General features: G+C 72.0%; 15 protein-coding genes. 8 read left to right on the forward strand and 7 right to left on the reverse strand.

The annotated features are described in order from the left end of the window. The first annotated feature begins 26 nt into the window (after nt 1-26). Nucleotides 27-1,790, forward strand: a complete 1,764-nt coding sequence (gene leuA / locus WME85_RS30450) for a 2-isopropylmalate synthase (RefSeq protein WP_437826320.1) — start codon at nt 27-29, stop codon at nt 1,788-1,790. Nucleotides 1,791-1,850: 60 nt separating this feature from the next. Here the strand turns inward: leuA and WME85_RS30455 are convergent, their stop codons facing one another. Then, nucleotides 1,851-2,879, reverse strand: coding sequence for a LamG-like jellyroll fold domain-containing protein (locus WME85_RS30455; protein WP_437826322.1), 1,029 nt, complete (start codon nt 2,877-2,879; stop codon nt 1,851-1,853). 128 nt (nt 2,880-3,007) lie between these two features. Here WME85_RS30455 and WME85_RS30460 point away from each other — a divergent pair, with 128 nt between their 5' ends. Further along, a complete protein-coding gene (locus WME85_RS30460) occupies nt 3,008-4,555 on the forward strand; it encodes an ATP-binding protein (protein ID WP_437826323.1) in 1,548 nt (515 codons plus the stop codon). A gap of 164 nt (nt 4,556-4,719) precedes the next feature. On the opposite strand, the gene WME85_RS30465 is transcribed toward WME85_RS30460, so the two are convergent. The 4 genes from WME85_RS30465 to WME85_RS30480 all read right to left on the reverse strand — a co-directional run bounded on the left by WME85_RS30465 (nt 4,720) and on the right by WME85_RS30480 (nt 10,840). Further along, entirely contained in the window at nt 4,720-6,564 is a 1,845-nt protein-coding gene (locus WME85_RS30465) for a hybrid sensor histidine kinase/response regulator (RefSeq protein ID WP_437826325.1), read from the reverse strand. A 250-nt stretch (nt 6,565-6,814) separates the two neighbouring features. Then, the gene (locus WME85_RS30470; protein WP_437826326.1) at nt 6,815-7,882 is read right to left on the reverse strand and encodes a hypothetical protein; all 1,068 of its coding nucleotides are present in this window, start codon (nt 7,880-7,882) and stop codon (nt 6,815-6,817) included. Nucleotides 7,883-8,138: 256 nt separating this feature from the next. After that, nucleotides 8,139-9,932: a hypothetical protein gene (locus WME85_RS30475; protein WP_437826327.1), complete on the reverse strand. Its 1,794-nt coding sequence runs from the start codon at nt 9,930-9,932 to the stop codon at nt 8,139-8,141. Nucleotides 9,933-10,003: 71 nt separating this feature from the next. Next, nucleotides 10,004-10,840, reverse strand: coding sequence for a hypothetical protein (locus WME85_RS30480; protein ID WP_437826329.1), 837 nt, complete (start codon nt 10,838-10,840; stop codon nt 10,004-10,006). Between the two features lie 243 nt (nt 10,841-11,083). Here WME85_RS30480 and WME85_RS30485 point away from each other — a divergent pair, with 243 nt between their 5' ends. Next, nucleotides 11,084-11,536: a hypothetical protein gene (locus WME85_RS30485; protein ID WP_437826332.1), complete on the forward strand. Its 453-nt coding sequence runs from the start codon at nt 11,084-11,086 to the stop codon at nt 11,534-11,536. Between the two features lie 179 nt (nt 11,537-11,715). Here WME85_RS30485 and WME85_RS30490 read toward each other — a convergent pair whose 3' ends face one another. Then, nucleotides 11,716-13,827 (reverse strand): lipoxygenase family protein, encoded by a 2,112-nt coding sequence (locus tag WME85_RS30490; protein WP_437826334.1) that lies wholly within the window; start codon nt 13,825-13,827, stop codon nt 11,716-11,718. Beyond that, the gene (locus WME85_RS30495) at nt 13,824-14,081 is read right to left on the reverse strand and encodes a hypothetical protein (RefSeq protein ID WP_437826336.1); all 258 of its coding nucleotides are present in this window, start codon (nt 14,079-14,081) and stop codon (nt 13,824-13,826) included. Before WME85_RS30495 ends, WME85_RS30490 begins: the two co-directional genes overlap by 4 nt. Nucleotides 14,082-14,334: 253 nt before the next feature. On the opposite strand from WME85_RS30495, the gene WME85_RS30500 reads away from it, so the two are divergent. The 5 genes from WME85_RS30500 to WME85_RS30520 all read left to right on the forward strand — a co-directional run bounded on the left by WME85_RS30500 (nt 14,335) and on the right by WME85_RS30520 (nt 23,359). Next, the gene (locus WME85_RS30500; RefSeq protein ID WP_437826338.1) at nt 14,335-15,828 is read left to right on the forward strand and encodes a serine/threonine protein kinase; all 1,494 of its coding nucleotides are present in this window, start codon (nt 14,335-14,337) and stop codon (nt 15,826-15,828) included. A 58-nt stretch (nt 15,829-15,886) separates the two neighbouring features. After that, nucleotides 15,887-16,921 (forward strand): hypothetical protein, encoded by a 1,035-nt coding sequence (locus WME85_RS30505; protein WP_437826340.1) that lies wholly within the window; start codon nt 15,887-15,889, stop codon nt 16,919-16,921. Between the two features lies 1 nt (nt 16,922). Next, complete coding sequence (locus WME85_RS30510; protein WP_437826342.1) at nt 16,923-18,260, forward strand: hypothetical protein; 1,338 nt, start codon at nt 16,923-16,925, stop codon at nt 18,258-18,260. 285 nt (nt 18,261-18,545) lie between these two features. Then, the gene (locus tag WME85_RS30515; RefSeq protein ID WP_437826344.1) at nt 18,546-19,619 is read left to right on the forward strand and encodes a winged helix DNA-binding domain-containing protein; all 1,074 of its coding nucleotides are present in this window, start codon (nt 18,546-18,548) and stop codon (nt 19,617-19,619) included. Nucleotides 19,620-19,924: 305 nt separating this feature from the next. Beyond that, the gene (locus WME85_RS30520) at nt 19,925-23,359 is read left to right on the forward strand and encodes a hypothetical protein (protein WP_437826345.1); all 3,435 of its coding nucleotides are present in this window, start codon (nt 19,925-19,927) and stop codon (nt 23,357-23,359) included. The last annotated feature ends 349 nt before the right edge of the window (nt 23,360-23,708 follow it).

Below are 23,708 nucleotides of genomic sequence, written 5' to 3' on the forward strand. Positions count from 1 at the left end.
ATCTTCAGCTTTCCGGGAGTCCTCTCATGTCCACGATGCCTGTCCACAAGTACAAACCTTTTCAGCCCATCCACCTGCCCGACCGGCGCTGGCCCAGCCGCGCGATCGAGAGGGCGCCGCGCTGGTGCAGCGTGGACCTGCGCGACGGCAACCAGGCCCTCGTCGAGCCCATGGGGCCCGAGCGCAAGCTCCGCATGTGGAACGAGCTCCTGCGCATGGGGTTCAAGGAGATCGAGGTGGGCTTCCCCAGCGCGTCGCAGCCTGACTTCGACTTCGTGCGCCGCATCATCGACGAGGGGCTCATCCCGGACGACGTGACCATCCAGGTGCTCACCCAGGCGCGCGCCGAGCTGATCGAGCGCACCTTCGAGGCGATCCGCGGGGCGCGCCGCGCCGTCGTGCACCTCTACAACTCCACCTCCACGCTCCAGCGACGCGTGGTGTTCGGCCTGGACCGCGCGGGCATCGTGGATATCGCGGTGCGCGGGGCGACCCTCGTGAGGGAGCTCGCGGCGCGCATGCCAGAGACAGAGGTCGTGCTCGAGTACTCCCCCGAGAGCTTCACGGGCACCGAGCTCGATTTCGCGAAGGAGATCTGCGAGGCGGTGATGGACGTGTGGCGGCCCAGCCCGTCGCGGAAGATCATCCTGAACCTGCCGTCCACCGTCGAGATGGCCACGCCCAACATCTACGCGGATCAGATCGAGTGGATGCACCGGAACCTGAAGCAGCGCGACTGCATCGTGCTGAGCGTGCACCCGCACAACGACCGGGGCACCGCGGTCGCCGCGGCGGAGCTCGCCCTGATGGCGGGCGCCGACCGCGTCGAAGGCACGCTGTTCGGCAACGGCGAGCGCACGGGGAACGTCGATGTCGTCACCCTGGCGCTCAACCTGTTCTCCCAGGGCGTCGACCCCGAGCTCGAGATCCGCGACGTCCAGGCGATCAAGGAGACGGCCGAGCACTGCAATCGCCTGCCGGTCCACCCGCGCCACCCGTACGTCGGCGAGCTCGTGTACACCGCCTTCTCGGGCTCCCACCAGGACGCGATCAAGAAGGGCTGGAAGGCGCTGCGGGAGAGCGGGAGCGCGCTGTGGGAGGTACCGTACCTGCCCATCGATCCGCAGGACGTCGGGCGCAGCTACGAGGCGGTGATCCGCGTGAACAGCCAGTCGGGCAAGAGCGGCGTGGCCTACGTGCTCGAGCACGAGCACGGGTATCAGCTGCCCAGGGGGCTCGCGATCGAGCTGAGCCAGGCCGTGCAGCGCCGGGCGGAGCGGACCGAGGGCGAGGTGCAGAAGGACGAGATCCTGGCGATCTTCGAGCGCGAGTACGTGAACCGGGGCGCGCCGCTGCGCGTCGTGGAGCACAGGCGAAGCGGCCAGGGCGCGAGCGCACGACACGAGTTCCACGTGCAGATCCGCGGCGTCGCCCAGGTGCTGAGCGCCGCCGGCGCTGGACCGGTCGAGGCCTTCGCGAGCGCGCTCTCGCGTCACGCCGGGATCTCGATCGCGGTGGACGAGCACGCGGAGCACGTGGTCGACACGCGCGCAGGCGCCGACACGCGCGCAGGCGCCGACACGCGCGCAGGCGCCGACACGCGCGCAGGCGCCGACACGCGCGCAGGCGCCGGGTCCGTGGCCTACGTGGCCGTCTCGATCGGGCGCAAGCGCAGCTTCGGGGTGGGGACGCACCAGAACGCCGTCATGGCGTCGCTCGCCGCCGTCGCTTCCGCGTGGAACCGCGGGCGGCCGGCGGAGCCGGCGCAGGTGGCGCTGTCGGCCGAGTGAGCGGGCGCGCGGTCCGCGGCCGGCCATGACGCGAATGAGGCGGGGCCGCCGGACCGCCGCTCACTGCACCGGGCGATCGTCGCTCGCGAGCAGCGCGGCGGCGTTTCGCTCGATCTCCGCCGGCGTGAGCGCCTTCGCGTAGAGCGCCGCGTAATAGAGCGCGCCCGAGAAGCTCCGCTCGCCGAGCTCGCGGTTGCCGAGGACGAGGTGCCTTCCGTCGGGGAGATCGAGCGTCGTGCCGAGCGGGGGCACGCTCGCGTGCATCCCGCAATAGCCGCCGACCGAGCTGATCCGCCGGGCCGGAGCACCGTTGATGTAGAGCCGGACCCGATCCTCGGCGGGCTCCTGGACGGTCGAGTCGAACACGCCGTGCACCACCGCGCGCTCCGGGAGCTCGGCGTCCCACGCGCCGCCGCAGTAGTCGCCGTTCCACCAGAGCACGATCTGGCCCGGCGTCTCGGAGCGGAGCGTGAAGCGGCCAGCCTCCGAGCCAGTGCCTATATGAACGATACGCGAGCCGTTCTCGACCACCTCCGCGATGCGGAGCACGGCCTCGATCGTGCCGGCGACGGCGCCTTGCAGCGCGCTCTGGATCTTGGTGCCATCGATCGCGGCGGAGGCCCGGCCGTCGGCGCCGGCCGCCGTCCAGGAGAGCCCGCTGTGCGCCGCGCCGTCCGCCGCGAAGCTCATCTCCGGCCCGTAGGTCAGCGCGAGCGGCATCGGCGCCTCCGCGGCGTCCTCGACCTGCGCGGGCGCGACTCCGGCCGCCGCCTCGTCGAGGAAATAGCGCGCGATCAGGCCATCGTCGGCGAGGCAGGACGGGCCCCGCGCGCAATCGCGCCCCCCGGCGCCTCCGCCGCCAGAGGCGCTCTCCCCGCCGGCGCCCGCGCTGGCGCCAGCGGTCCCGCCGCCCCCGGCGCTGCTCAGCCCGCCACCTGCGTCCGTTCCGGACCCGCCGGCGCCTCCGCCGCCAGAGGCGCTCTCCCCGCCGCCCACTCCAGGACCGGAGCCGGGGAGCTCACCGAGCCGCAACTCGGGGGCACACGCCGCGAGGAGCTGGAGCGAGACGATCAGCAGGGACGCCCTCATGCAGCCACATCCTACCGCCGCGCGCTCAACGGGAGAAGGCGGCGCGCCGCGCCGCCGTGCCCGGCGAGCGTGCAGCGCAGCGCCGACACGGCTTGACCGCCGGTGCCCTCCGTCCGAAAGCTCCGGCCGTGGCGCGCTCCTTCAACACGGCCGGCCCCAACGATCCCGCCGACCACTACACCCTGCCCGTGATGGCTCGCCTGCCTGACGCGCGGAGGCTGATCGAGAAGAAGCGCTATTTCGTCCTGCACGCGCCGCGGCAGGTCGGGAAGACGACGACCCTGCTCAGCCTGGGTCGTGAGCTCACGGCCGAGGGCCGGTACGTGGCGGTCCTGCTCCCGATGGAGCATGGCGCCCCCTTCCCCCATGATCTCGGCGCCGCGGAGCTGGCCATCCTCGAGTCGTGGCGGGGGTGGACGGCCGCCTGGCTCCCCCCCGACTTGCAGCCACCACCCTGGCCAGACGCGCCCCCCGGCAGCCGCCTCAGCGCTGCGCTGCGCGCCTGGGCCGAGACCGCGCCCCGCCCTCTCGTCCTCTTCCTCGACGAGATCGATTCGCTCCAGGATAACGCGCTCATCTCGGCCCTGCGGCAGATCCGCGCCGGATACCCCACGCGCCCGGGGCACTTCCCCTGGTCGCTGGCGCTCATCGGCCTGCGCGACGTGCGCGATTACAAGGTAGCGTCCGGCGGCACCGGACGACTGGGCACGGCGAGCCCGTTCAACATCAAGGCCGAGTCGCTCACGATGCGCAACTTCACGGGCGACGAGGTGGCGGATCTCTATCGCCAGCACACCAGCGAGACAGGCCAGGTGTTCTCGCCAGAGGCGGTCGATCGCGCCTACTACCTGACGCAGGGTCAGCCGTGGCTCGTCAATGCGCTGGGCCAGCAGCTCACCGAGGTGCTGGTGCGGGATCCGGCGCAGCCCATCACGGCCGATCACGTCGAGCAGGCCAAGGAGATCCTGATCCGGCGGCAGGACACGCACCTCGACAGCCTCATGGACCGGCTGCAGGAGCCGCGGGTGCGCGCGATCGTCGAGCCGATGCTCGCGGGCGGCACGCCCGGCAACGTGCCGGAGGACGACCGCCGCTTCGTCGTGGATCTCGGCCTGCTGCGTCGCTCGGAGCTCGGGGGGCTCACGGTGGCGAACCCGATTTACCGAGAGATCATCGTGCGGGCGCTCGCCGACGGGACGCGCGACGCTCTGCCGCAGATCCCGGCCACATGGCTCACGCCGGATGGCCGACTCGACCGTGAGGCGCTCCTGCGCGCGTTCCTCGACTTCTGGCGGCAACACGGGGAGCCGCTGCTCGCCACGGCGCCGTATCACGAGATCGCGCCGCACCTCGTCCTCATGGCCTTCCTTCACCGGGTGGTGAACGGGGGATCGATCGAGCGCGAGTACGCCATCGGCCGCGGGCGGATGGACCTTCTCGTGCGGTATCGGGGCGAGGCGCTGGCGATCGAGATCAAGGTGTGGCGGCCGGCGGACGCCGACCCGCTCAAGGAGGGCCTTGACCAGATCGACGGCTACCTGGCTGGCCTGGGTCTCTCGACCGGATGGCTGGTGATCTTCGATCGCCGGACGGACGCGCCCCCCCTCGCGCAGCGCCTCTCGGCCGCGCCGGAGATGACCCCGGGCGGGCGGCAGGTGACGCTGATCCGGGCCTGACCGCGCGGGCTCGGGGCCCACATGGAGCGCTTACAGCGCGCCGAGCGCCTCGACGCGGCCAGTGACGCGACATCGGCTCTCGCGCAGAGGCTCAATCGCGATGAGGGTGCCTCGGCGATCCAGCGTTGTCCCGGTCCCTCCACCGGGAGCTCCCCCGCGGCGGCTCAACCGCGCGCGGCCCGCGCCGCCTCGGGCAACGGCGCGAGCTCCGCGAGGAGCCGCTCCAGCGTCGACTGGGCCACCGGCTTCGTCAGGTGGGCGTCGAACCCCGCGGCGTGGGCGAGCTTCCGGTCCTCTTCCTGACCGTAGCCGGTGAGCGCGACCATCAGCGTCCCTTCGAGAGCGCTCTCGCCGCGCAGCGCCCGCGCCACGCCATAGCCGTTCATCTCGCCCGGCAGCCCGATGTCGCAGAGGATCACGTCGGGCCGGGCGGCGCGCGCGGCGGACACGCCGTCGTCGCCGCTGTGCGCGACGGACACGGCGTGGCCGCGGCGCTCGAGCAGCATGCGCAGGCTGTCGGCCGCGTCGAGGTTGTCCTCGATGATCAGGATGCGCCGCGCGCTGCTCGCGCCGGCCGCGGCCGCGGAGCGAGGCGCGGCTGCGGCGGCGGAGCGAGGCGCGGCGGAGCCCAGCGGCAGCGTGATCGTGAACGCCGCGCCGCGGCCGACGCCAGCGCTCGCCGCGCGCACGCCGCCGCCGTGGAGCTCGACCACCCCCTTGACCAGCGCGAGCCCGAGCCCCAGCCCACCGCGGCTGCGGGCGAGGCTCCGGTCAGCCTGGGTGAACGGCTCGAAGATCCGCTCGAGGAGGGCCGGATCCATGCCCACGCCGGTGTCCGCGACCTCGACGGAGACGGCGCCGCGCTCGCGATCGGGCACGACCGAGAGGCGGACCGAGCCGCCGTCGTCGGTGAACTTGTTCGCGTTCTGGAGCAGGTTGCCGATCGCCTGAGCGAGCCGGGTCGCGTCGGCCCGGAGCCACACAGGCGCGGCCGGCAGCGCGAGCTCGAAGCGCACGCCGCGCGCCTCGAGCAGCGACCGGTAGTCGAGGGCCGTGGCGCGCGCGAGCTCGACGAGATCGAGGCGCTCGACGGACAGCGCGATCTTGCCCCGGGAGATGCGCGAGATGTCGAGCAGGTCGTCGACCAGGCGGGCCATGTGCCCGATCTGGCGGCTCATGATCGCGCGCGCGCGCTCGACCACCGGCGTCGACGGGCCGGCCACCTCGAGCAGCTCCACGGCGTTCACGAGGGGCGCGAGCGGGTTGCGCAGCTCGTGGGCGAGCATCGCCAGGAACTCGTCCTTGCGCCGGTCGGCGTCCCGGAGGGCGTCCTGGGTCTGCTTGAGCTCGGCGACGAGGGCGGTGAGGTCCCGCTCCCGGGCGCGCAGCGCCTCCTCGGACGCCCGGCGGTGCGCGATCTCCTGCTCCGCGACCTCGTGCCAGCGCACCCGCTCGATCGCGACCGCGCACTGCTGGGCGATGGCGAGGAGGAACGCGTGATCGTCGGCGTCGAACGCGCGCGAGGCAGGAAAGCAGAACCCGAGCGAGCCGACGGTCCTCGCCTCGACGACGAGCGGATACGCGACGACGGCGCCCCCGTGCTCCACGCCATGGACGCTGGCGAGGACGGGATAGCGCGCGTTGCGCTCCTCGCGCGTCGGCACGACGACGGGCGCGCCCACGCGCGCCGCCTCGGCGACAGGAACGGGGGAGTCGACCGGATACTCCGCCCAGTCCGCCTCGGTCTCGGAAGAGACCCCCTTGAAGCCGAGGTTGCGGAGCGCGGCGCCGTCGGACGACAGGCGCGCGACGACGCCCACCTCGGCGCCGAGCGCGGGCATCCCCTGATCGATGATGGTGCTCGCGATCTCGGCCAGGGTGCGCGCGCCCGCGAGCGCCGCGGTGATCGCCTGCAAGCGCAGGAGTCGCTCGACCGTCCGGTCGTGGCGGCGCGCCTCCGCCTCGAAGACGGACCTGGCGGACGTGGGCTGCCCATCGAGTGATCGCATAGAGGCTCCGGGCCGCCGATGAGCGTAGCGCAGGCCGGCGCTCGAGCATGCCGATCTCGCGGAGGCCGCGCGAAGGAGCGCGCTACGCGCCGGGTTATTTTTCGCGACCGAGGTGGATCCGGGATCCAGCCCGCGAAGCCTCTCCGGTCCGCTCACCGATGCGCTTGTGGGAGCAGCCGGCGTCGGCGCGCCGCCGCCGCGCGAGGACCGGTACGACCACCCCGCGCGCCGCGCGGGGGAGCGCGCGCCGCTACTCGACGCAGCAGAGCGTCGACTGCCCCGTGGGATCCAGCGAGCCGCTGAGGGTCGTGCGCGACGTGCAGGTGGAGTTGGTCGGCTCGCCGACGAGGTGAGCCGGGGGCGAGTAGGCGTACTCGCAGTACCGCCCGCCCTGCTGTATCCGGGCGTGGTTGATGCAGCTGTAGTCGTTGCCGAGCTCGACGCTCACGTAGTTGCAGTCGCCGCCGCTCGCGGTGCACGAGCACGACGAGCACGTCCGGGTGTCGTTGTACCCCCGGAACCAGTCGCTCTCGCGCCGCGCGTAGCCGCTGCAGGTGGCGCTGCCGGACACGAGCGCGCATTGCGCCGCCGGCGCCTGCCTCGGGACGCAGGCCTGGCCGGCCCCGCAGCCCGCGCCGGCGCTCGCGCGGCAAAACTTCCTCGACTCGGCCCACGTCGCCGGCGCGGGGATCGCCGTGCCGGTCGCGGTGCAGCTCTGAATCACGTCGAAGGGGGCCACGCGCACGCCGCCCCAGCTGACGAACCCGTTGTTGATCGGCCTCGAATCGCACGTGAACCCGACCGTCTTCGCGAGCGTGCCGCGCGTCCCGCCCTCGTCGGCCTCGCACTGCGACGCGTCGGCGTAGAGGTAGAGATCCGCCGTGCAGTCGGTGGGGTTCGGCGTGCAGCCGCACCCCTCGCAGCCGCTGCCGGAGAGGCCGCGGAAGAGGAGCGTCTCCTTCTCGGTGAACCCGTCGGGGCACGGCTCGGCCGCGTCCAAGAGGACGCCAAGCTCGAAGTTCGTGGGGGCCGTCAGGCAGACCGCGCCCTCCGCGCAGTCCGGGTCCGCGCAGTCGACGGCGTCGTCGCAGTCGTCGTCACCGCCGTTGAAGCAGTCCTCGACCTGCGTGCAGCCGGTCGTGGCGCTCGTGCCGTCGCTCGTGCTCGTGCTCGTGCCGGTGCTCGCGCTGGAGTGTTCGGTCGTCCCGGCGCCATCACCGCCGCCCGCCCCGCCCGCGCCAGCGAAGTTGCGCTCCTGGACGCTGCAGGCGGAGAGGCTGACGAGCGCTGCCATCGCAGGCCCGCGAAGGTTCGTCATGCCGCCAGGATAGCCGCCCTTGCAGCCGAGGTGCAGCGTGATGTCCCGAGCGGAGGCCCCGAGGGAACAAAACCAGCGCCGCCAGCGCGAAGCCGCCGCGACGCGGCGCAGAAGTCCGGCCATCCACGGCCGGACCGCTGGCGGGCGGAGCTAGAGCGTCAGCAGGTACGACGCGATCACCGCCGCCCGCTGGTCCTGCGGAGCTAGAGCGCCAGCAGGTACGACGCGATCACCGCCGCCCGCTGGTCCTGCGGAGCTAGAGCGTCAGCAGGTACGACGCGATCACCGCCGCCCGCTGGTCCTTGCGCTCGCCCAGGAACGCGCCGACCTCCTCGGCGAGGCCGGCGCGCCCGCCGTGCTCGCCGAGCGCCCGGAGGCGCGCGCTCGCGATCTCGCCCGCGAAGGCGTGGTCGGCGCCCTGCCGCGCCTCCGCCGCGCGGATGGACGCCATCCACGCGCGCACGATCGCGCGCGCCGCCTCGGGGCGCGCCTCCGGGCCCCCGGCCGCGTGCAGCGCGAGCACGCGCTCGAAGGCGGGCTGGAGGACGCTCCAGCGCTCCGCGGCCCGCGCGCCGGACGGGACGGGCGCGAGCGCCTGCGCCTCGAGCCACGCGCGCAGGTCCGCGTGGCGGTCGACCCAGCCGAGGTTCCGCGCGAGCGCGCGCGCGGCCACGTCGCCCACGGGCTCCTCGTCGAGGGGCGCCCCGAGCGCGGGGCGCGGCTCGTCGCCGCTCGTGTCGCGCGGGCCGATCTGCGCGGGCGTGGCGGAGAGCAGCCGGAGCAGGAGCCTCACCCGCCGCGCCTCGTCCACGCCGTCGAGCCGGAGCGCCACGCGCATCCGGCAGAGCGCCTCGGTGCTCAGCCGGACGCGCTCGCCGTCGAGCACGGGGGCGACGAGCGCGTCGAAGCGCCGGGACGCCTCGTCAGGCGGGAGCCACTGCCCGAGCTCCTCGATCACGCGGCAGCGCGGCGCGCTGAAGCGCAGCGCCGCGAGCTCCCCGTCGAGGTCGCGCACGCGCGCGAGCGCGTCGGCCGCCGGGACCTCGCCGCCCGCGGGCTCGGCGTCGAGCCAGTCCGCCCACACGCGGAAGCGCTCCCGCCGTGGCGGCGGCAGGTCGGCGCCGGCGGGCGATCGCTGCGGGACGTCGAGGTCGTGGAGCGCCCCGCGCGCCACCTCGGCCAGGTCGCGCGCGGCCCCGGCGAGCCCCTGCGTGAGCGGGAGCTCGCCCCTCGCCGCGAGGACCCTCTCGACGAGCGCCCGCGCCTCGGGGCCCACGCCGAGGCGCGCCGCGTGCGTCCCCACGTCGGCGAGCCGGCGGAGCACGAGCTCCAGCGCGACGCGGTCCGCCGGGCCCTCCAGCCGCCGGGCGAGGTCGGGCAGCCACGCGTGCAGCAGCGACAGCCCCGCGTCGCCCTGCGCGCGCGCGGGGTCGCCCGAGGGCGCCTCGCGGAGCAGCGCGGCCGCGGCGCCGTGCAGGAGGAGCAGCTCGCGGGCGTCGGCGCCCTCGCGCAGCCGGTCGAGCACGAGCCGCCGGCCCGCCTGGTCGTTCACGAGCCAGGACGCAGGGAGGCTCGCCAGGGCGAGGTGCCTGACGAGGGATCGCGGCGGAGCCGGCCCGGGCTCGTCCGGGCCGAGCTGGTAGGCGGTGGCGCGCTCCTCGCCGCCCGCGGCGAGCGGCAGGAGGACCCGCGGGTCGTGCACGGTGCGCAGCCGGGCGACGAGGAGCCGCGAGAAGACGAGCGGTTCGGCGCGCAGCGCCGCCGCGTTCTCGGCCGCGAGTTCCTCGCGGCAGCGGGGCTCGCCGACGCCGTCGCTCGCGTCCGGGAAGAGGCCCGGGAGGGACTCGAGGATGCGGGCGCGGACGAGCGGGGACGGCGCCCGGGCGGCCCGCTCCCGCTCGCGCCGCACCAGCGCGAGCATCTCGTCCGGCACTGGCCGGCCCACCCGCGGCGTGGCCCCGGTGAGGCAGCGGGGGGCGCCGGCGGTCGTGCTGCCCGCGCAGGCGCACAGCGAGAGGGCGAGGGCGGCGAGGGCGGCGAGGCGTCTCACGCCGCCTCTTGTACCAGCGGCGCGGCCGCCCTGCTCACGGCGCCGCCCCGCGCGCGCAGGGCGGGCGTCGCTCAGTTGCCGAACAGGGTCACGCCGAGGCCAGGCCTGAACGTCTCGAAGAAGGCGCCGCCTTCGCCGAACACGCCGCCCACCATCAGGCGCGCGTTCACGGAGAGCCGCGGCGCGACCCAGTATTCAAGCCCGCCTCCGGCGGCGAGCGACGAGGACGAGGCCGCGCCGTCCTCGGCCCCCGGGCCGCTCGGCTCGCCGTCGCCCGACGCGCTGACAGAGCGCCGGTGGTACGCGGCTTCGCCAACGAAGAAGGGGTAAACGTGCTCGCCGAGGTCGCCGAGGAAGACGACCACCTCGGCTCCGGCCCCGAGGCTCACCTCCGTCTCGCTGTCCGACGTGCCGATACCTATCCCCGCCACGCCGGCCAGAGATACCGAGTCGCTGACGAAGCCGCGGAGGGCGAGGCTCGAGCTCATGGGGAGCAGCTGGCCCGTCGCGGCCGTCGCGCCGCCTACCGTGACGCCGAGACCGACCCGCCCTGCGCGCGGTCCCCTGCTCGCCTGGTCATCCGCCGCGCCTGACGACGGGGCGGCCGGCGCGCCCGACTGGCCTGTCGCCGCGGCCGGCGCGCCAGGCTGGCCTGTCGCCCCGCCCGGCTGGACGGCAGGCGCGCCGAGCGTCGACGGCGCCCCCTGGCCCGCAGGCGCGGCGCCCGGCGCCGGCGCCGCGACGGCGCCCGCCGGAGGCGGGCCGGCCGTCTTCTTCTCCTTCTCTTGCTGTTCGATCTCCTGAGCACGGCGGTAAGCCTTGACCTCGGCGAGCCGCTGTTGCGCCGTTTTGCTCTGTCCCGCACAGCCAGTGACCAACGCGAGGAGCGCAACGAACCCTATCCGCATGAATGTCCTCCAGGCAGCGGCGCGCGTATACCACGGCGCACCTGGAATACAACGGAGCGGCAAATCTCCGCCACTCGCGCACCGCGCGCTGGCCCGTGCGACTCCGCGGGTCGCGCCGGACGTCGCGGGCGCCGGTGGCACACCCGTGACGTCGGTGTCGCTCCACGCCAGCCGCCGCCGGGCGTGCTCTCGACTGCACAGGCCGGTACGCACCTTGCGTTGACCGCCGACCGGAGGGACACGATGCGCAAATGGATGGTGACGGCGGGCATGCTCGTGCTGGTCGGTTGCGGCGGGGCGGACCTGCCCGAGGGGTGGGAGGACGCGGAGGCGATCGAGGGCCTCACGCAGAGCGAGTGCATGGCGAGCGCGTACGACGAGACGGTGAAGGAGACGCTCGCGGCCACGCCCGAGAGCGGAGCCGTGCGCCTCGACTACCGCGCCGCGCACTTTCGCTGCGACCAGGAGGTCGAAGGGTTCGTCCGGAAGGCCGGCGGCAAGGTGGAGGTGCTCGTGCAGCCGACGGAGATGGACCCGGGCGCCGTCGCCGGGTGCGACTGCCGTTACGATATCGGCATGACGCTCGGGGGCCTGGGCAAGGGGGCAGTCGCCGTCGAGCTGTACCGGCGCTGGGACAACCTCAACGAGCCGAACGATCCGGTGAAGATCGGCTCCGCGGATGTCCAGATCCCCTGAGGATCATCGACCAGCAGCGCGTCTCCAGGCATCGCCGGCTGGCGCTGCCGACCCGGCGACCGCTCGAGGCAGTTTCGTTCCTCGCGTCGGCAAGCGCGAAGGCGTGCGCGGGCGATCGACCCCTCGCCGCCATGGTGCCTGACGACGCACCTCCGTGTCCAGGAGCCCGCCGGCGCCGCTCAGATATTGATGCTCTGCGGGATGGCCGAGGGCAGGAGGGTCGAGTAGGCCGTGCGCTCGCCGAGGCCGTTCGCGAGGTTGATCTGCTGCTCGATGGCCTGGAGCCGCTTCTGGAAGCTCGCGAGCGCGGCGCGCGCCCGCAGATCCGAGAATTTCCCGCCGTACTGGCCGAGCGCGGTGTGATAGACGGCGCCGAGCCCCCCCAGCACCGCCTGCTGCAGGATGGACTCGCCGAGCGGCGCCAGTACGTCGAGCACCTGCGTCACCGGCGCGCCGGCGGGCGCGGGGAACGGCGCGAAGCCGGCGAGCGGGAGGGCCGGCGTGTAGCTCATGATCGTGCGCTGCGGGAAGTTCACGGCCGCATGCTGCGCGCTGGCCGTGAAGATCACCTGGGTGAGGAGCGTGGACAGATATCCGACCGTCTTGATCTGGGCGGCCGCGCCGGGGGCGCCCTCGCCGATGTCCTGGATGTGGCCGGCAGTCACGAGCTCCTGCACCCACGCCTGCAGCTCGTAGTCGCCCGCGACGTCCCCGTCGCTCTCGTAATAGATGCCCACGTAATCCGAGACCCAGCGGTGAATGGCGTTCCAGATCGTCAGGGCGTCGTCGCGGTAGGGATAATCGGGGAGCGCCTGCTTCGAGTCGACCCCCCGGGCGGCGAGCGCCTGGGGGAGGAACGTCTGGTTATAGCGCACCTCCTGGACGGCGCTCGCGGCGAGCGCGTTCAGCGACGCGCTGGTGCCCGTGAGCAGGAGATCCACCGGGCCGCCCGGCGTGATGAGCGACGTCTGGGCCGCGTAGTTGATGAGCAGGGTGCCCGCGAAGTGCGGCGTGAGCAGGATGTTGAGCGGGTGCGTGGGGTCGAGCTGGCGCGCGGTCGCCAGCACGAAAGGCTCGGTGAGCAGGTGGGTGAGCCCGAGATGGCTGATGAGCTCGTGGTAGTTCCCGTCGGCGATGTTGACGACGAGCTTGGCGATGGTCCAGGACACGTCGTCGCTCGGGTAGAAGATGGGGCTCTGGGCGTCCTGGGCCGTCTGGATCGCGAGCGGCCGCAGCGAGCGACGACCCGAGCCCGCGGCGGGCACGTAGAACAGGGCCTTCGGGGCCCAGGCGTATTTCTGTTGCGGGGTCGTGCCAGGATCGAGCTTGGTGAGCGCAGAGTAGTCGACAATATAGATACGCCCGGCGCTGGCGGCCTCCTGGACGGTCGCGCCGCGCTCGCCCGTCACGCTGGCGAATCGTTCGTCCGTCACGGGGAACGCCGCGAGATCGGCTGGCGTCGCGCGCCGGAGGATCATCGCGTTCGGGCCGGCGACGCGCAGCGCGGCGAAGAACTCGTCCGTCTGCGAGACGCCAGCGGAGGGGGGCAGCGGGATCTTGCGGAACTGCGCGGCATATTGCTGGAGATCGTCGGCGCGCCCCCGGAGGCCCACCACCGAGAGATAGAAGTCGAGAATCTCCTTCACCAGATCGGCGAGCCACTGGCCGATGTCCCTCGCGTCCGCGACCTCGGTCCCGCCCGCTGCCTCGGTGGTCGTGGCGGGCGCCTTGATGGGCGCCGCGGGGAACGCCTTGGAGAGCTGTGTGGGGAGCACGCGCGCCACGTCCGCCTTCGCGCGGCGGACGAGCGAGAGCGGGTCGGGAGGCTGCGGGCTCTTCTGCGCGTGCGCCCTCTCCGCGAGCTTTCCGAGCTTCTCGCGCTGCTCGGAAAGAAATCCGTGAAGCGCGATCGCCCGCCTCACGAGCTCGGGGTCGCCCTTCACCACGTTCGGGTCCGGGCTCACGACCTCGCCCCTGGGCTGGGCCTCGCCCCGATCGCTGAAGCCCGATTGTCCGAGGACGATCGGGATCTGGACGTCGAAGCTGAACGTGTTCGGCAAGAGGATGCTGACGAGGTTCTCGCCGAGCGCGATGGCGACCCCGGCGACCTGAAGCGACCAATCGAGGGAAAGATCGACCGGGATGGGCGCCGCCGCCATCGGCAGTCCGCCGACGATGGACGGGTAATCGTACCGATACCGGGTCTGCTGCTGCGCGAGCGCTTGCGCTCGCTTCTCGCGGTTCTCCGGCGTGTCGTTCTGCGGCAGGACCGGAACGTCGAACAGGCTCATGGCACCTCCTCCAGCGACTGCCGCCGAGCGTAACGCAGCGCACTCCCGGCAGTCCAGGCGCCTCGCGCCCGACGATCCCGCCAGGAGACGATCGCGGCCCCCGGCGAGCTGATGGCGCGGCACAGCGTGCTGCGGCCGAAGCCGGCGAGGCCGAAGCCGGCGAGGTTGCACGTGACCGGGACCAGCGGCGCGCGCGTCTTCATCGACGGCCAGCCGCGGGGAAGAAGAATAGAGAGCTGGACATAACGCCTCATTCCGGACACCGCCCATCCCCGATCTTACCTGCTCGAGTTCTCCGCGAAGAACGGTGACTGTCGTGGGCACCTGATGTGTGTCGCAACGGCACATGGCGCACTGTGTCCCACACCGGGAAAAGCTCCTGCTGCCCGCGGCGTCATCTCTCCGGGTATGCGGGGGTTGCCAGCGCGTTTCAGGGCGGCGGAGCGCACGCGAGCCCATCAAAGCGGCGCTTGACCTCCCGGAGCCGCTGAGACCACATGGCGAGCCATGCGCAACGTCCCGGTCCAGCCCGGCGACATCCTGGCGGGCAAGTACCGCGTGGAGCGTCTGCTCGGCACGGGGAGCATGGGGATCGTCGTCGCGGCGGTCCACGTCGAACTCGGCCAGTGCGTCGCCGTCAAGTTCATGCGCTCGGCCCACAACGTCACCGCCGACGCGCGCGAGCGCTTCTTGCGCGAGGCGCGCGCGGCGGTGCGGCTGCGTAGCCAGCACGTCGCCCGGGTGTTCGATGTCGGCACCCTCGAGGGCGGGGCGCCGTACATCGTCATGGAGTTCCTCGAAGGACGAGATCTCGCCGCGCTGCTCAAGGAGAGCGGGGCGCTCTCGCTCGACGACGCCTTGGAGTACGTCCTCCAGACGTGCGAGGCCGTCGGTGAGGCGCACGCCGCCGGGATCGTGCACCGCGACCTGAAGCCGGCGAACCTCTTCGTCGCGCAGGACGTCAGCGGCTCGCCGTGCATCAAGGTCCTCGACTTCGGCATCTCGAAGATCAGCGGCGCGGACCTCGCCCTCACCGATGACGACCAGACGCTCGGCTCCCCCTACTACATGTCGCCCGAGCAGATGAACTCGTCGAAGGACGTCGACGCGCGCTCCGACCTATGGGCGCTCGGCGTCCTCCTGTATGAGCTCATCGCCGGGCAGACGCCGTTTCACGCGAACACCTTGGCGGAGTTCTACGGGCGCATCCTCGCGGCGCAGCCGACGCCGCTCCGCGAGCGCCGGAGCGACGTGCCCCCGGAGCTCGACGCGGTGATCCAGCGGTGTTTGACGCACGATCGCGAGCAGCGCTGGAGCGACGTGGCAGCGTTCGCCGGCGCCCTCGCGCCTCACGCGCCCGCGCGGGCGCGGGGCTATCCGGAGCGGGTCTGGCGCGTTCTCAACATGCAGCGGTTGTCCTCGTCGGGAGCCAAGGACGAGCCGGGGGGGCGCCGCGTGGTGTCCTTCCCGCCGCCGGTCAGCGCCAGCCCGCCGCCGGTCAGCGCCAGCCCGCCGCCGGCCAGCGCCGAGGCAGCAGAGGCGACCGCGCCGGTCCCGCTCAATTCCGTGGCGGAGACAGCGCTCACCCTGTACCCGCCCCGCAGCACCTCGTCGTTCTTCGAGGTGCTGCGGGAGAAGCCGCCCCGCCGGGCTCTCCTTCTCCTCACCAGCGCGTTCTTCGTGGGCGCTGCGCTCGCGGCGCTCGTCGGGGGGAGGCAGGAGCGGGCGCCACCCCCGTCAACGACAGGCTCGCGGGCGGCCGCCCTGGGGGCGCCGGACGCGGCCCCGTCCGCGCCCGTTGAACCCGAGGCTCCGCCCTCCACGATCGCCTCTCACGTCGCGAGCGCGAAAGCGCAGGCGGAGCCCACCTTGCCTTCGGCGACGGCGACGGCGACGGCCGCGCGGAAGGCGGCGAAGCCCCCCCTGCAGGCGAAGCCCCCGGCCAAGGGCCCTCCCACCCCGAAGCCTGAGCCGACGTTTTCGTACGATGACCGGCGCTAGCACCGGGACAGCGGCGAGGGGCGCCGACATAATGGGCGCGGTGTGTGGCCCAGGCCCGATGCGTGTCAAGCGCAGCGTCATCGCTGCCAGTGCGCTGATCCTATCGTTATCGCTCGCGCCGCGCGCCCTCGCGGACCCGACCGCCGAGGACCGGGCGGCCGCCGATGTGCTCTTCCGCGAGGGGCGCGCGCTCATCAAGCAGGGCAGGCACGCCCTGGGGTGCTCGAAGCTCGTCGCCAGCCAGCAGCTGGATCCCGTGGCCGGGACGCTGCTCGCCCTGGCGGATTGCTACGAGCTCAATGGCGAGACGGCGAGCGCCTGGGCGACCTTCAATGACGCCGAGGCGATGGCGCGCAAAGCGGGCGATCGGCGGCGCTCGAAGGAAGCGGCGCGGCGGGCGGGTCTCCTCGAGCCGCAGCTCTCGAGGCTCGTCATCGAGGTGGCGCCGGAGGCCCGGGTCGAGGGGCTCGAGGTGCGGCGCAACAAGAAGCGGCTCGATGCGGCGCTGTTCGGCTCGGCGCTCCCGGTCGATCCGGGCGAGCATACGATCGAGGCGGCGGCGCCTGGCAAGAAGGCATGGAGCGCGAAGGTGCTCATCGAGCCGAAGGCAGGGCAGAGCACGGTACGAGTCCCTCGGCTCGAGGACGCGCCCGCGCTGGAAGCGCCCACCGTGCCCGAGCGGGGCGCGCGCGTGGCCACGAGCGCCGCGCCGGCGGCGAGCTCGTGGAGCGCGCAGCGGACCGTGGGGCTCGTCGTGCTGGGCGGGGTGAGCTTGGCCGGGATCGCGGTAGGCACCGCGTTCGGCGTCGATACGCTGATGAAAATGAGCGAGGCGCGCGACCAGCACGGGTGCACCAACGACGACCCTCCCCGTTGTGACGCCGAGGGGGTCAAGCTCCATCAGGACGCCAACACGACCGCCAACATCTCCAACGTGGCGTTCGCGGTGGGAGGCGCGGCGCTCATCACAGGCCTGGTCGTGCTCCTGACCGCGCCGTCGCGCCAGGCCGCGCCGCCGACGGCGCTCGAGGTGCGCCTCTGGCCTGCGGTCGGGGTGGGAACAGCGGGGATGTCGTTGCGAGGTAGCTTCTGAGATGCGCCAGACGCGACCATGGCAGCTCGTCATCGCCGGGGGCGCTCTTCTCGTCGCCGGCTGCCAGATCATCGCTGGCGTGCGCACCGACGCGGAGCCGGACCAAGAAGGCAACGGCGGCAAAGGCTGCAGCGTTCCTCTCGAGTGCCCGGGCGGCGTCTGTCAGGACGGCGTCTGCGTGCCGGCCGAGGCGAAGTGCGTGCTGGACCTCGAGCCGTTCGACATCCTCACGTCCGAAGACCTCGGAGGCCATGAGGTCGACACCTCCTCGCTCGTGCTCGCGAGCGGACCCGATCGCGTCTTCGTCTCGGTCATCGACAAGGCTTCGAGCCGGCTCGTGATCAGGACGGTGCACGAGCTCCGGGACCCTGTCGGGTCCAAAGCGGAGTTCCCCCTCACCGACGGCGCGGCCTTCGTCACCGGCCGCGAGTCGGAAGGGCAAGTGACCCTTCTGGGCAGGGTGGGTTCCGACATCGGGCAGCTCGTCTTCCCCACGACCGCCGACGGCGTGTCGTCCGGGGGGGCGTTCGAGCGGTTTCCCGCGCTCGCCCCGGAGTGCTCGAGCCCCAACGTCCCAGCGTCGATGGCGTTCGCCCAGGTGAGCGATGAGACCTTTTACGCAGCGACGTGCGCGGCGCCGGACGGCTCGACGCGATCGCTCGTCGTCGGTGGCTCGGCCGAGCCTGCGCCGACGCTGGTGGCCCAGGGGCCACGTAACGATGCCTCGCTCAACGTCCACTTCTACACGGTCACGGACGGCCAGCGTCTCCTCCTGCTGGACGACAGCGCGACCGGACAAGCGTTCTTCAGGACGGGCGCCACGGCCGCCGATCTCGGCGTGGCGCACCAGATCCAGTTCAGCACATCTCCTGAAGAGGTGGAGTCCTTCTTCGGGGCGTTCCCGCTGCCCGAGGGCGATGGTGTCACGCTCTTGATCGCGCACCTTGTTCCTCCGCCGAGGCTCGCCGTCTCGGCGGAGGTAGGCGTCGTGAGGGACTTCTCGTCGCTCGTCAAGGTCCCCCCGCCTGGCTTTACTCCCGTCTTCAAGCTCCAGAATGTGAACCAGTACAACCCCCCGGCTCCCCCCATGAGCGACGGCGAAAACGTGTATGTGACGTTGGTGCCGCCCCCTGGAAAGAGCGTGATTCTGGGCTGGTTCACGCGAAGGGGTGAGTCATTGCTCCCTCAGGAGCAGATCTTCGCCCTTCCGGACGGCAGCAGCGCGCAGATCCTCAGCTCGACCGTCGCGCAGCTCGGCGTCAAGCTGCTCATCGCCTGGATCGAGCAACGCGAAGGTGCCTACTCCGTCCGCGGCCAGCGGCTTATCTGCACGTTGTAACAAGAGCTCTAGTAGTACGACCCCTGCTCGCGCTTCTTGCCGCGGACATGGACCTGAAACGTGAGCATCAGCGCCCTCGGCGCGGCGACGAGCACGTGTGGAGCCGGCGGCGCGGGCGGGCGCCTGCGTCCGTGACCTTGCGCTGCACCCGCCGTTGCCGGTGGAAGATCCCGTGGCCGATTGAATTTCCTACCGAGGTGAGGCATCGCCGGCTGGCGCTGCTGACCTGGCGACCGCTCAGGGCGGTTTCATTCTTCGCGCCGGCTGGTACTCTGGCGGCATTCTGTGGACAACCTCGATATCATCCGCCAGCGGCTCCACAACGAGCGTCTCGCGGGGCGCCCGTGCGAGCGGCCAGAGGACGTGGTTCGATGGCTATGTGCGGTGCAGGCCCAGGACTACGCCGGGGCGAAATGGGCCATCGCGCAGCGGACCACCGACGTCACGGACGCCGCGCTCGATCGGCTGTTCAACGATGGCAAGATCCTCCGCACCCATGTCCTGCGGCCCACGTGGCATCTGGTGACGCCCCAGGACATCCGCTGGATGCTCGGCCTCACGGCCCCGCGCGTGAACGCCGCCAACGCCTACCAGTATCGACAGCTGGAGCTCGACGATGCGGTGTTCGCCAGGAGCAACGACGCGCTCGTGAAGGCCTTGCAGGGAGGCGCCCAGCTCACTCGAACGGAGATCGCGCGGGCGTACGAGGAGGCCGGCATCCGCGCGAGCGGCCTGCGGCTCGCCTATCTCCTGATGCGCGCCGAGCTGGACGCGATCGTCTGCAGCGGCCCGCTCCGCGGCAAGCAGTTCACCTATGCGCTGCTCGACGAGAGGGCCCCGAGGGCGAAGGAGCTGAGGTACGACGAGGCGCTGGCCGAGCTCGCTAGACGCTACCTCGCGAGCCACGGGCCAGCGCTGGTGAAGGACTTCGCGTGGTGGTCGGGGCTCACCTTGAAGGAGGCCAGGGCCGGCATCGAGACGGCCAAGGCTCACCTCCAGCACGAGGCGGTCGGCGGCAAGGTCTACTGGTTCGCGGCCGGACAGGCAGCCTGCGGCGAGATCGAGACGCCGCTCGTTCACCTCCTGCCCAACTACGACGAATACGTCATCGCCTACAAGGACCACAGCGCGACGCTCGACCCCGCGCTGTCGAGCCGCGGCGGCGACGCCCTCATGGCGCACCTCGTCGTCCTCGACGGCCGGGTCGTCGGCGGCTGGCGCCGCGCCATCCAGAGGAAGGCGGGCACGGTCACGATGAACCTCCCGCTACGGTTGAAGAAGAGCGAGAAGGCCGCCCTGCAAAGGGCCGTCGAGCGGTACGGCCGGTTTTTGGGGGTGCCTGTCGCGATCGCGTCATGACGACGGAGCGCACCCGCTCGGAAGCGATGGTCCCAACCCAAACCCGACCGCCGAGCCCGGGGCCTCGGGAGCTCGTGCCCGCGGAGCCGTCGCCTCGGACCGCCATGATCGCCTCGCTCGCCGAGCCCCTTATCCACGCGCACTCGTAAACCGATCCAAAATCCAGGGCTCACGGTCGCGCGCTGAATGCGGCGACCGAGCCGTGCATCGGAGGGGCCATGACCAGACCCTCCGAGGTGATCGGTTCAGCATCCAGGCTTCGCCCGTGGGCTCATGCCGCGTGCTCACTGGCGGTTCTCCTTCCCATGACCGCGTGCGACCCCATCGGGCGCGGTGGCGGCAGCGGCGGCGACGGCGGCGCCGGCGGCGCCGGCGGGGAAAGCAGCTCGACCGGCAGCGGCGGCTCCGCGGGCGACGGTGGCAGTGGTGGCGCTACCAGCTCGACCGGCAGCGGCGGCTCCGCGGGCGACGGTGGCAGCGGTGGCGCTACCAGCTCGACCGGCAGCGGCGGCTCCGCGGGCGACGGTGGCAGCGGTGGCGCTACCAGCTCGACCGGCAGCGGCGGCTCCGCGGGCGACGGTGGCAGTGGTGGCGCTACCAGCTCGACCGGCAGCGGCGGTAGCGGCGGGGAAAGCAGCTCGATCGGCAGTGGCGGCAGTGGTGGCGGTACCAGCTCGACCGGCAGCGGCGGCTCCGCAGGCGACGGCGGCAGCGGCGGCTCCGCAGGCAACGGCGGCAGCGGCGGCAGCGGTGGCGAAGCCAGCTCGACCGGCAGCGGCGGCTCCGCAGGCGACGGCGGCAGCGGCGGCAGCGGTGGCGAAGCCAGCTCGACCGGCAGCGGCGGCTCCGCAGGCGACGGCGGCAGCGGTGGCGAAGCCAGCTCGACCGGCAGCGGCGGCTCCGCAGGCGACGGCGGCAGCGGTGGCGAAGCCAGCTCGACCGGCAGCGGCGGTTCGCCAGGGACGTGCGTGCCGGGTTCCATCGTCGCATGCTACTCGGGGCCCGATGGAACCAGGAACGTCGGGCGCTGTGCTGCCGGGACGCAAACCTGTCGTTCCGACGGCTTTGGCTACGGCCCCTGCACGGGTGAGGTGACCCCTGCGACGGAGGTCTGCGCCACGCCGGAAGACGAGAGCTGCGACGGCGACGCTCATTGCCCTCAGCCAGCAGCGTGGGCGCGCGGATTTGGGGGCGCCGGCGCCGATGCCGGACTGTCCATCGCCAGCGACGCCACGGGCAACTACTATGTCACCGGCTCCTTCAAAGGAACGGTCAACTTCGGCGCCGGCCCGTTGACCAGCGCGGGAGAAAACGACATCTTCCTTCTCAAGCTCGATCCGTCGGGCGCGCTGCTCTGGAGCAAGCGCTTCGGCACGCCCTTCGAGGAGGTCGGAAGTGCCGTGACCGTCGATGGGAACGGCGACGTCCTGCTAGCCGGCCGTTACGAGAGCGACGGGATGCTCACGACGACAGGCCTCGACTTCGGCGGGTGCTCCATGCCCGGCCCCGCCGACTGGAACGCGATGTTCGTGGCCAAGCTCGATCCCGACGGCGGCCACATCTGGAGCAAGGGATTCAACTCGTCTTCCTCCGGCAGCTACGACGCCTACGTCTACGTCTACCGTATCGCCGCCGATGCGCTGGGCAATGCATACATCGCGTACGAGGACAGCGAGGGTACGGAAATAAGGAAGCTGGACTCCGCGGGCAACGCCCTCTGGACGCGTGCTATGCCAGGATATCCAAGCAGCGACATAAGCCTCGCGCTCGACAACGCCGGCAACGTGGTGACAGTGAGCTCAGGCTACCTCGGCGACTTCATCAACAATGGCCTTTACATATCGAAGTTCTCTCCGTCGGGCGATTTGCTGTGGCGATACCAGAGCCCCGGAGACACCTGGAATTGGTTCGCCAGGTCGGTGGCGGTCACGTCGACGAACGAGATCTTCGCGACGGTCATAAACTATGATACGTTTTCACCCATCCTCATCAAGCTGACCGCGGACGGCGCTCATGTCTTCAACCGCTCGGTACCAGGCACGAAGATCGCCGTCGACCCCGCCGACAACCTCCTCGTGGTCGCATCCGGGCTCGCCATGCTCGACGCCGAGGGCACTGAGCTCTGGTCGGTCGACTTCGCGACCGGCGCGTCGGATATCGCCATCGCTCCGAGCGGCGCGGTCGCTCTCACCGGAAGCGTGAGTGGAGCGGTGGACTTCGGGACCGGCCCGATCGCGTACGCGGGAGGCTCGGATATCTATGTTGCCACGTTCAATCCGCCGTCGAGCGGGGGCGGCGGCGCGGGCGGCAGCGGCGGCGCGGGCGGCAGCGGCGGCGCGGGCGGCAGCGGCGGCGCGGGCGGCGACCCGGCGGAGACCTGCGTGCCAGGCTCGGTCATCGCGTGCTACTCCGGCCCTGCCGGGACGAGGGGCGTCGGGACCTGCGCTGCCGGGACGCAGACCTGCCGGCCGGACGGCTTCGGCTACGGCCCCTGCACCGGCGAGGTGACGCCCGTCGACGAGGCTTGCTTCACGCCGGAGGACGAGAACTGCGACGGCGATCCCCAGTGCCCCGTGCTGCCGCCGTGGGCGCGCGGATACGGCAGCACCGGCGCCGACGAGGGCCTGGAGATCGCGAACGACGCCGCGGGCAACTACTACGTCGCAGGCACCTTCGAGGGAACAGTCGACTTCGGCGCAGGCCCTCTGACCAGCACGCCGCCGTGGAGGGACGGCTTCCTGCTCAAGCTCGATCCATCGGGCGCGCTGCTCTGGAGCAAGCGCTTCCAGGACCGTCCGTATGCCATGACCGTCGATGAGAGCGGCGATGTGTGGCTCGCCGGCGCCTACGGGTCGGGGCTCCCCGCCATGGGGTTCGGCCAGTGCCTGCCCCCCTTCGACTACGGCCTCCCCTCGGATGCGGCCTTCGTGGTCAAGTTCGACCGCGATGGCAATCCTCTCTGGAGGAAGGGACCCATCGTATCGCCGGTCACGTCAGGCCTCGACTCCTTCGCCCCGGAGCAGATCGAGGTCGATGGGCTCGGCAACGCGTACCTGGCCTACGTCAACAGCGAGGAGCGGCCGAACGCCTTCCTGGCGAAGCTGAGCCCCGCGGGCGACGTCCTCTGGAATCAACAGATCACGGACTCGGACTCATGGTTGGTGTACAACGCTGATATCGCGATCGACAGCGCCGGCAACGTCCTGGCGGTGACCGCGCCGGAGTCCGCTGTCGCGCAGCTCACCGTCAGCAAGCTCGCCCCGACGGGCGCCGTGATCTGGAGCCAGGCGTTCGCGCCGGAGCCGTCGATCCCGCCCGGCGGCGACCCCGGAGACGCGGGCTGGTCGGTGGCCGTCAACGCGGCCGACGAGGTCGTCGTGGCGGGTATCACGGACGGGACGGTGGACCTCGGCGGCGGCGTGCTGCCCGCCGGCCCCGCGCTCCTCAAGCTGAACGCCGCGGGCGCATACGTCTTCAGCGACTCGGTCCCCTTCGGCGACGGCGTCGCGGTGGATTCCGACGGCAACATCGTCGTCGCCGGGAGCGGGCTCGCGAAGCTCGACCCGACCGGCGCGGAGCTCTGGGCGCTCAGCTTCGGGGCCAGCGCGAACGACATGACGATCTCCCCGGCAGGCACGATCGCCCTCACCGGCGCCGCGAGCTCGGCGGTGGACTTCGGGACTGGACCGATCCCCTACGCCGCGGGCTCCGACGCCTTCGTCGCCACGTTCGCCCCCTGATCCCGGATCACGCTCGCTCCCCTCCTTCACCCCGTGGTGTCGGGCCAGGTGCGGCCCGCGGCGATGAAGCGCACGCCGGCCTGTGCGGATATCCCGGCTCTGAGTGGTTGTTCGGCATCAGCTGGCGCAAGACCGGGCACTACCTCGACAGCACGTGGGTGCGGCGGGCGGTTGTTCATGCGCGACGGAGATGCCGACACGTCAGGCCCCGGAGGGGGCCTGCGGGAGCGCGTGCGGGCTCAGCGGCAATTGAGAAGCAGCTACCATGCCAGTCCGCCGCAGACGGCCGAAGTCGTCGCGCCAGACAGCGCTGCTTGCTGGGCAGCAATCCATGGCCTGCGCCCTGGGC

The organism is Sorangium sp. So ce1153, assembly GCF_051521595.1.
In the GTDB taxonomy this organism is placed as follows: Bacteria; Myxococcota_A; Polyangia; order Polyangiales; family Polyangiaceae; genus Sorangium.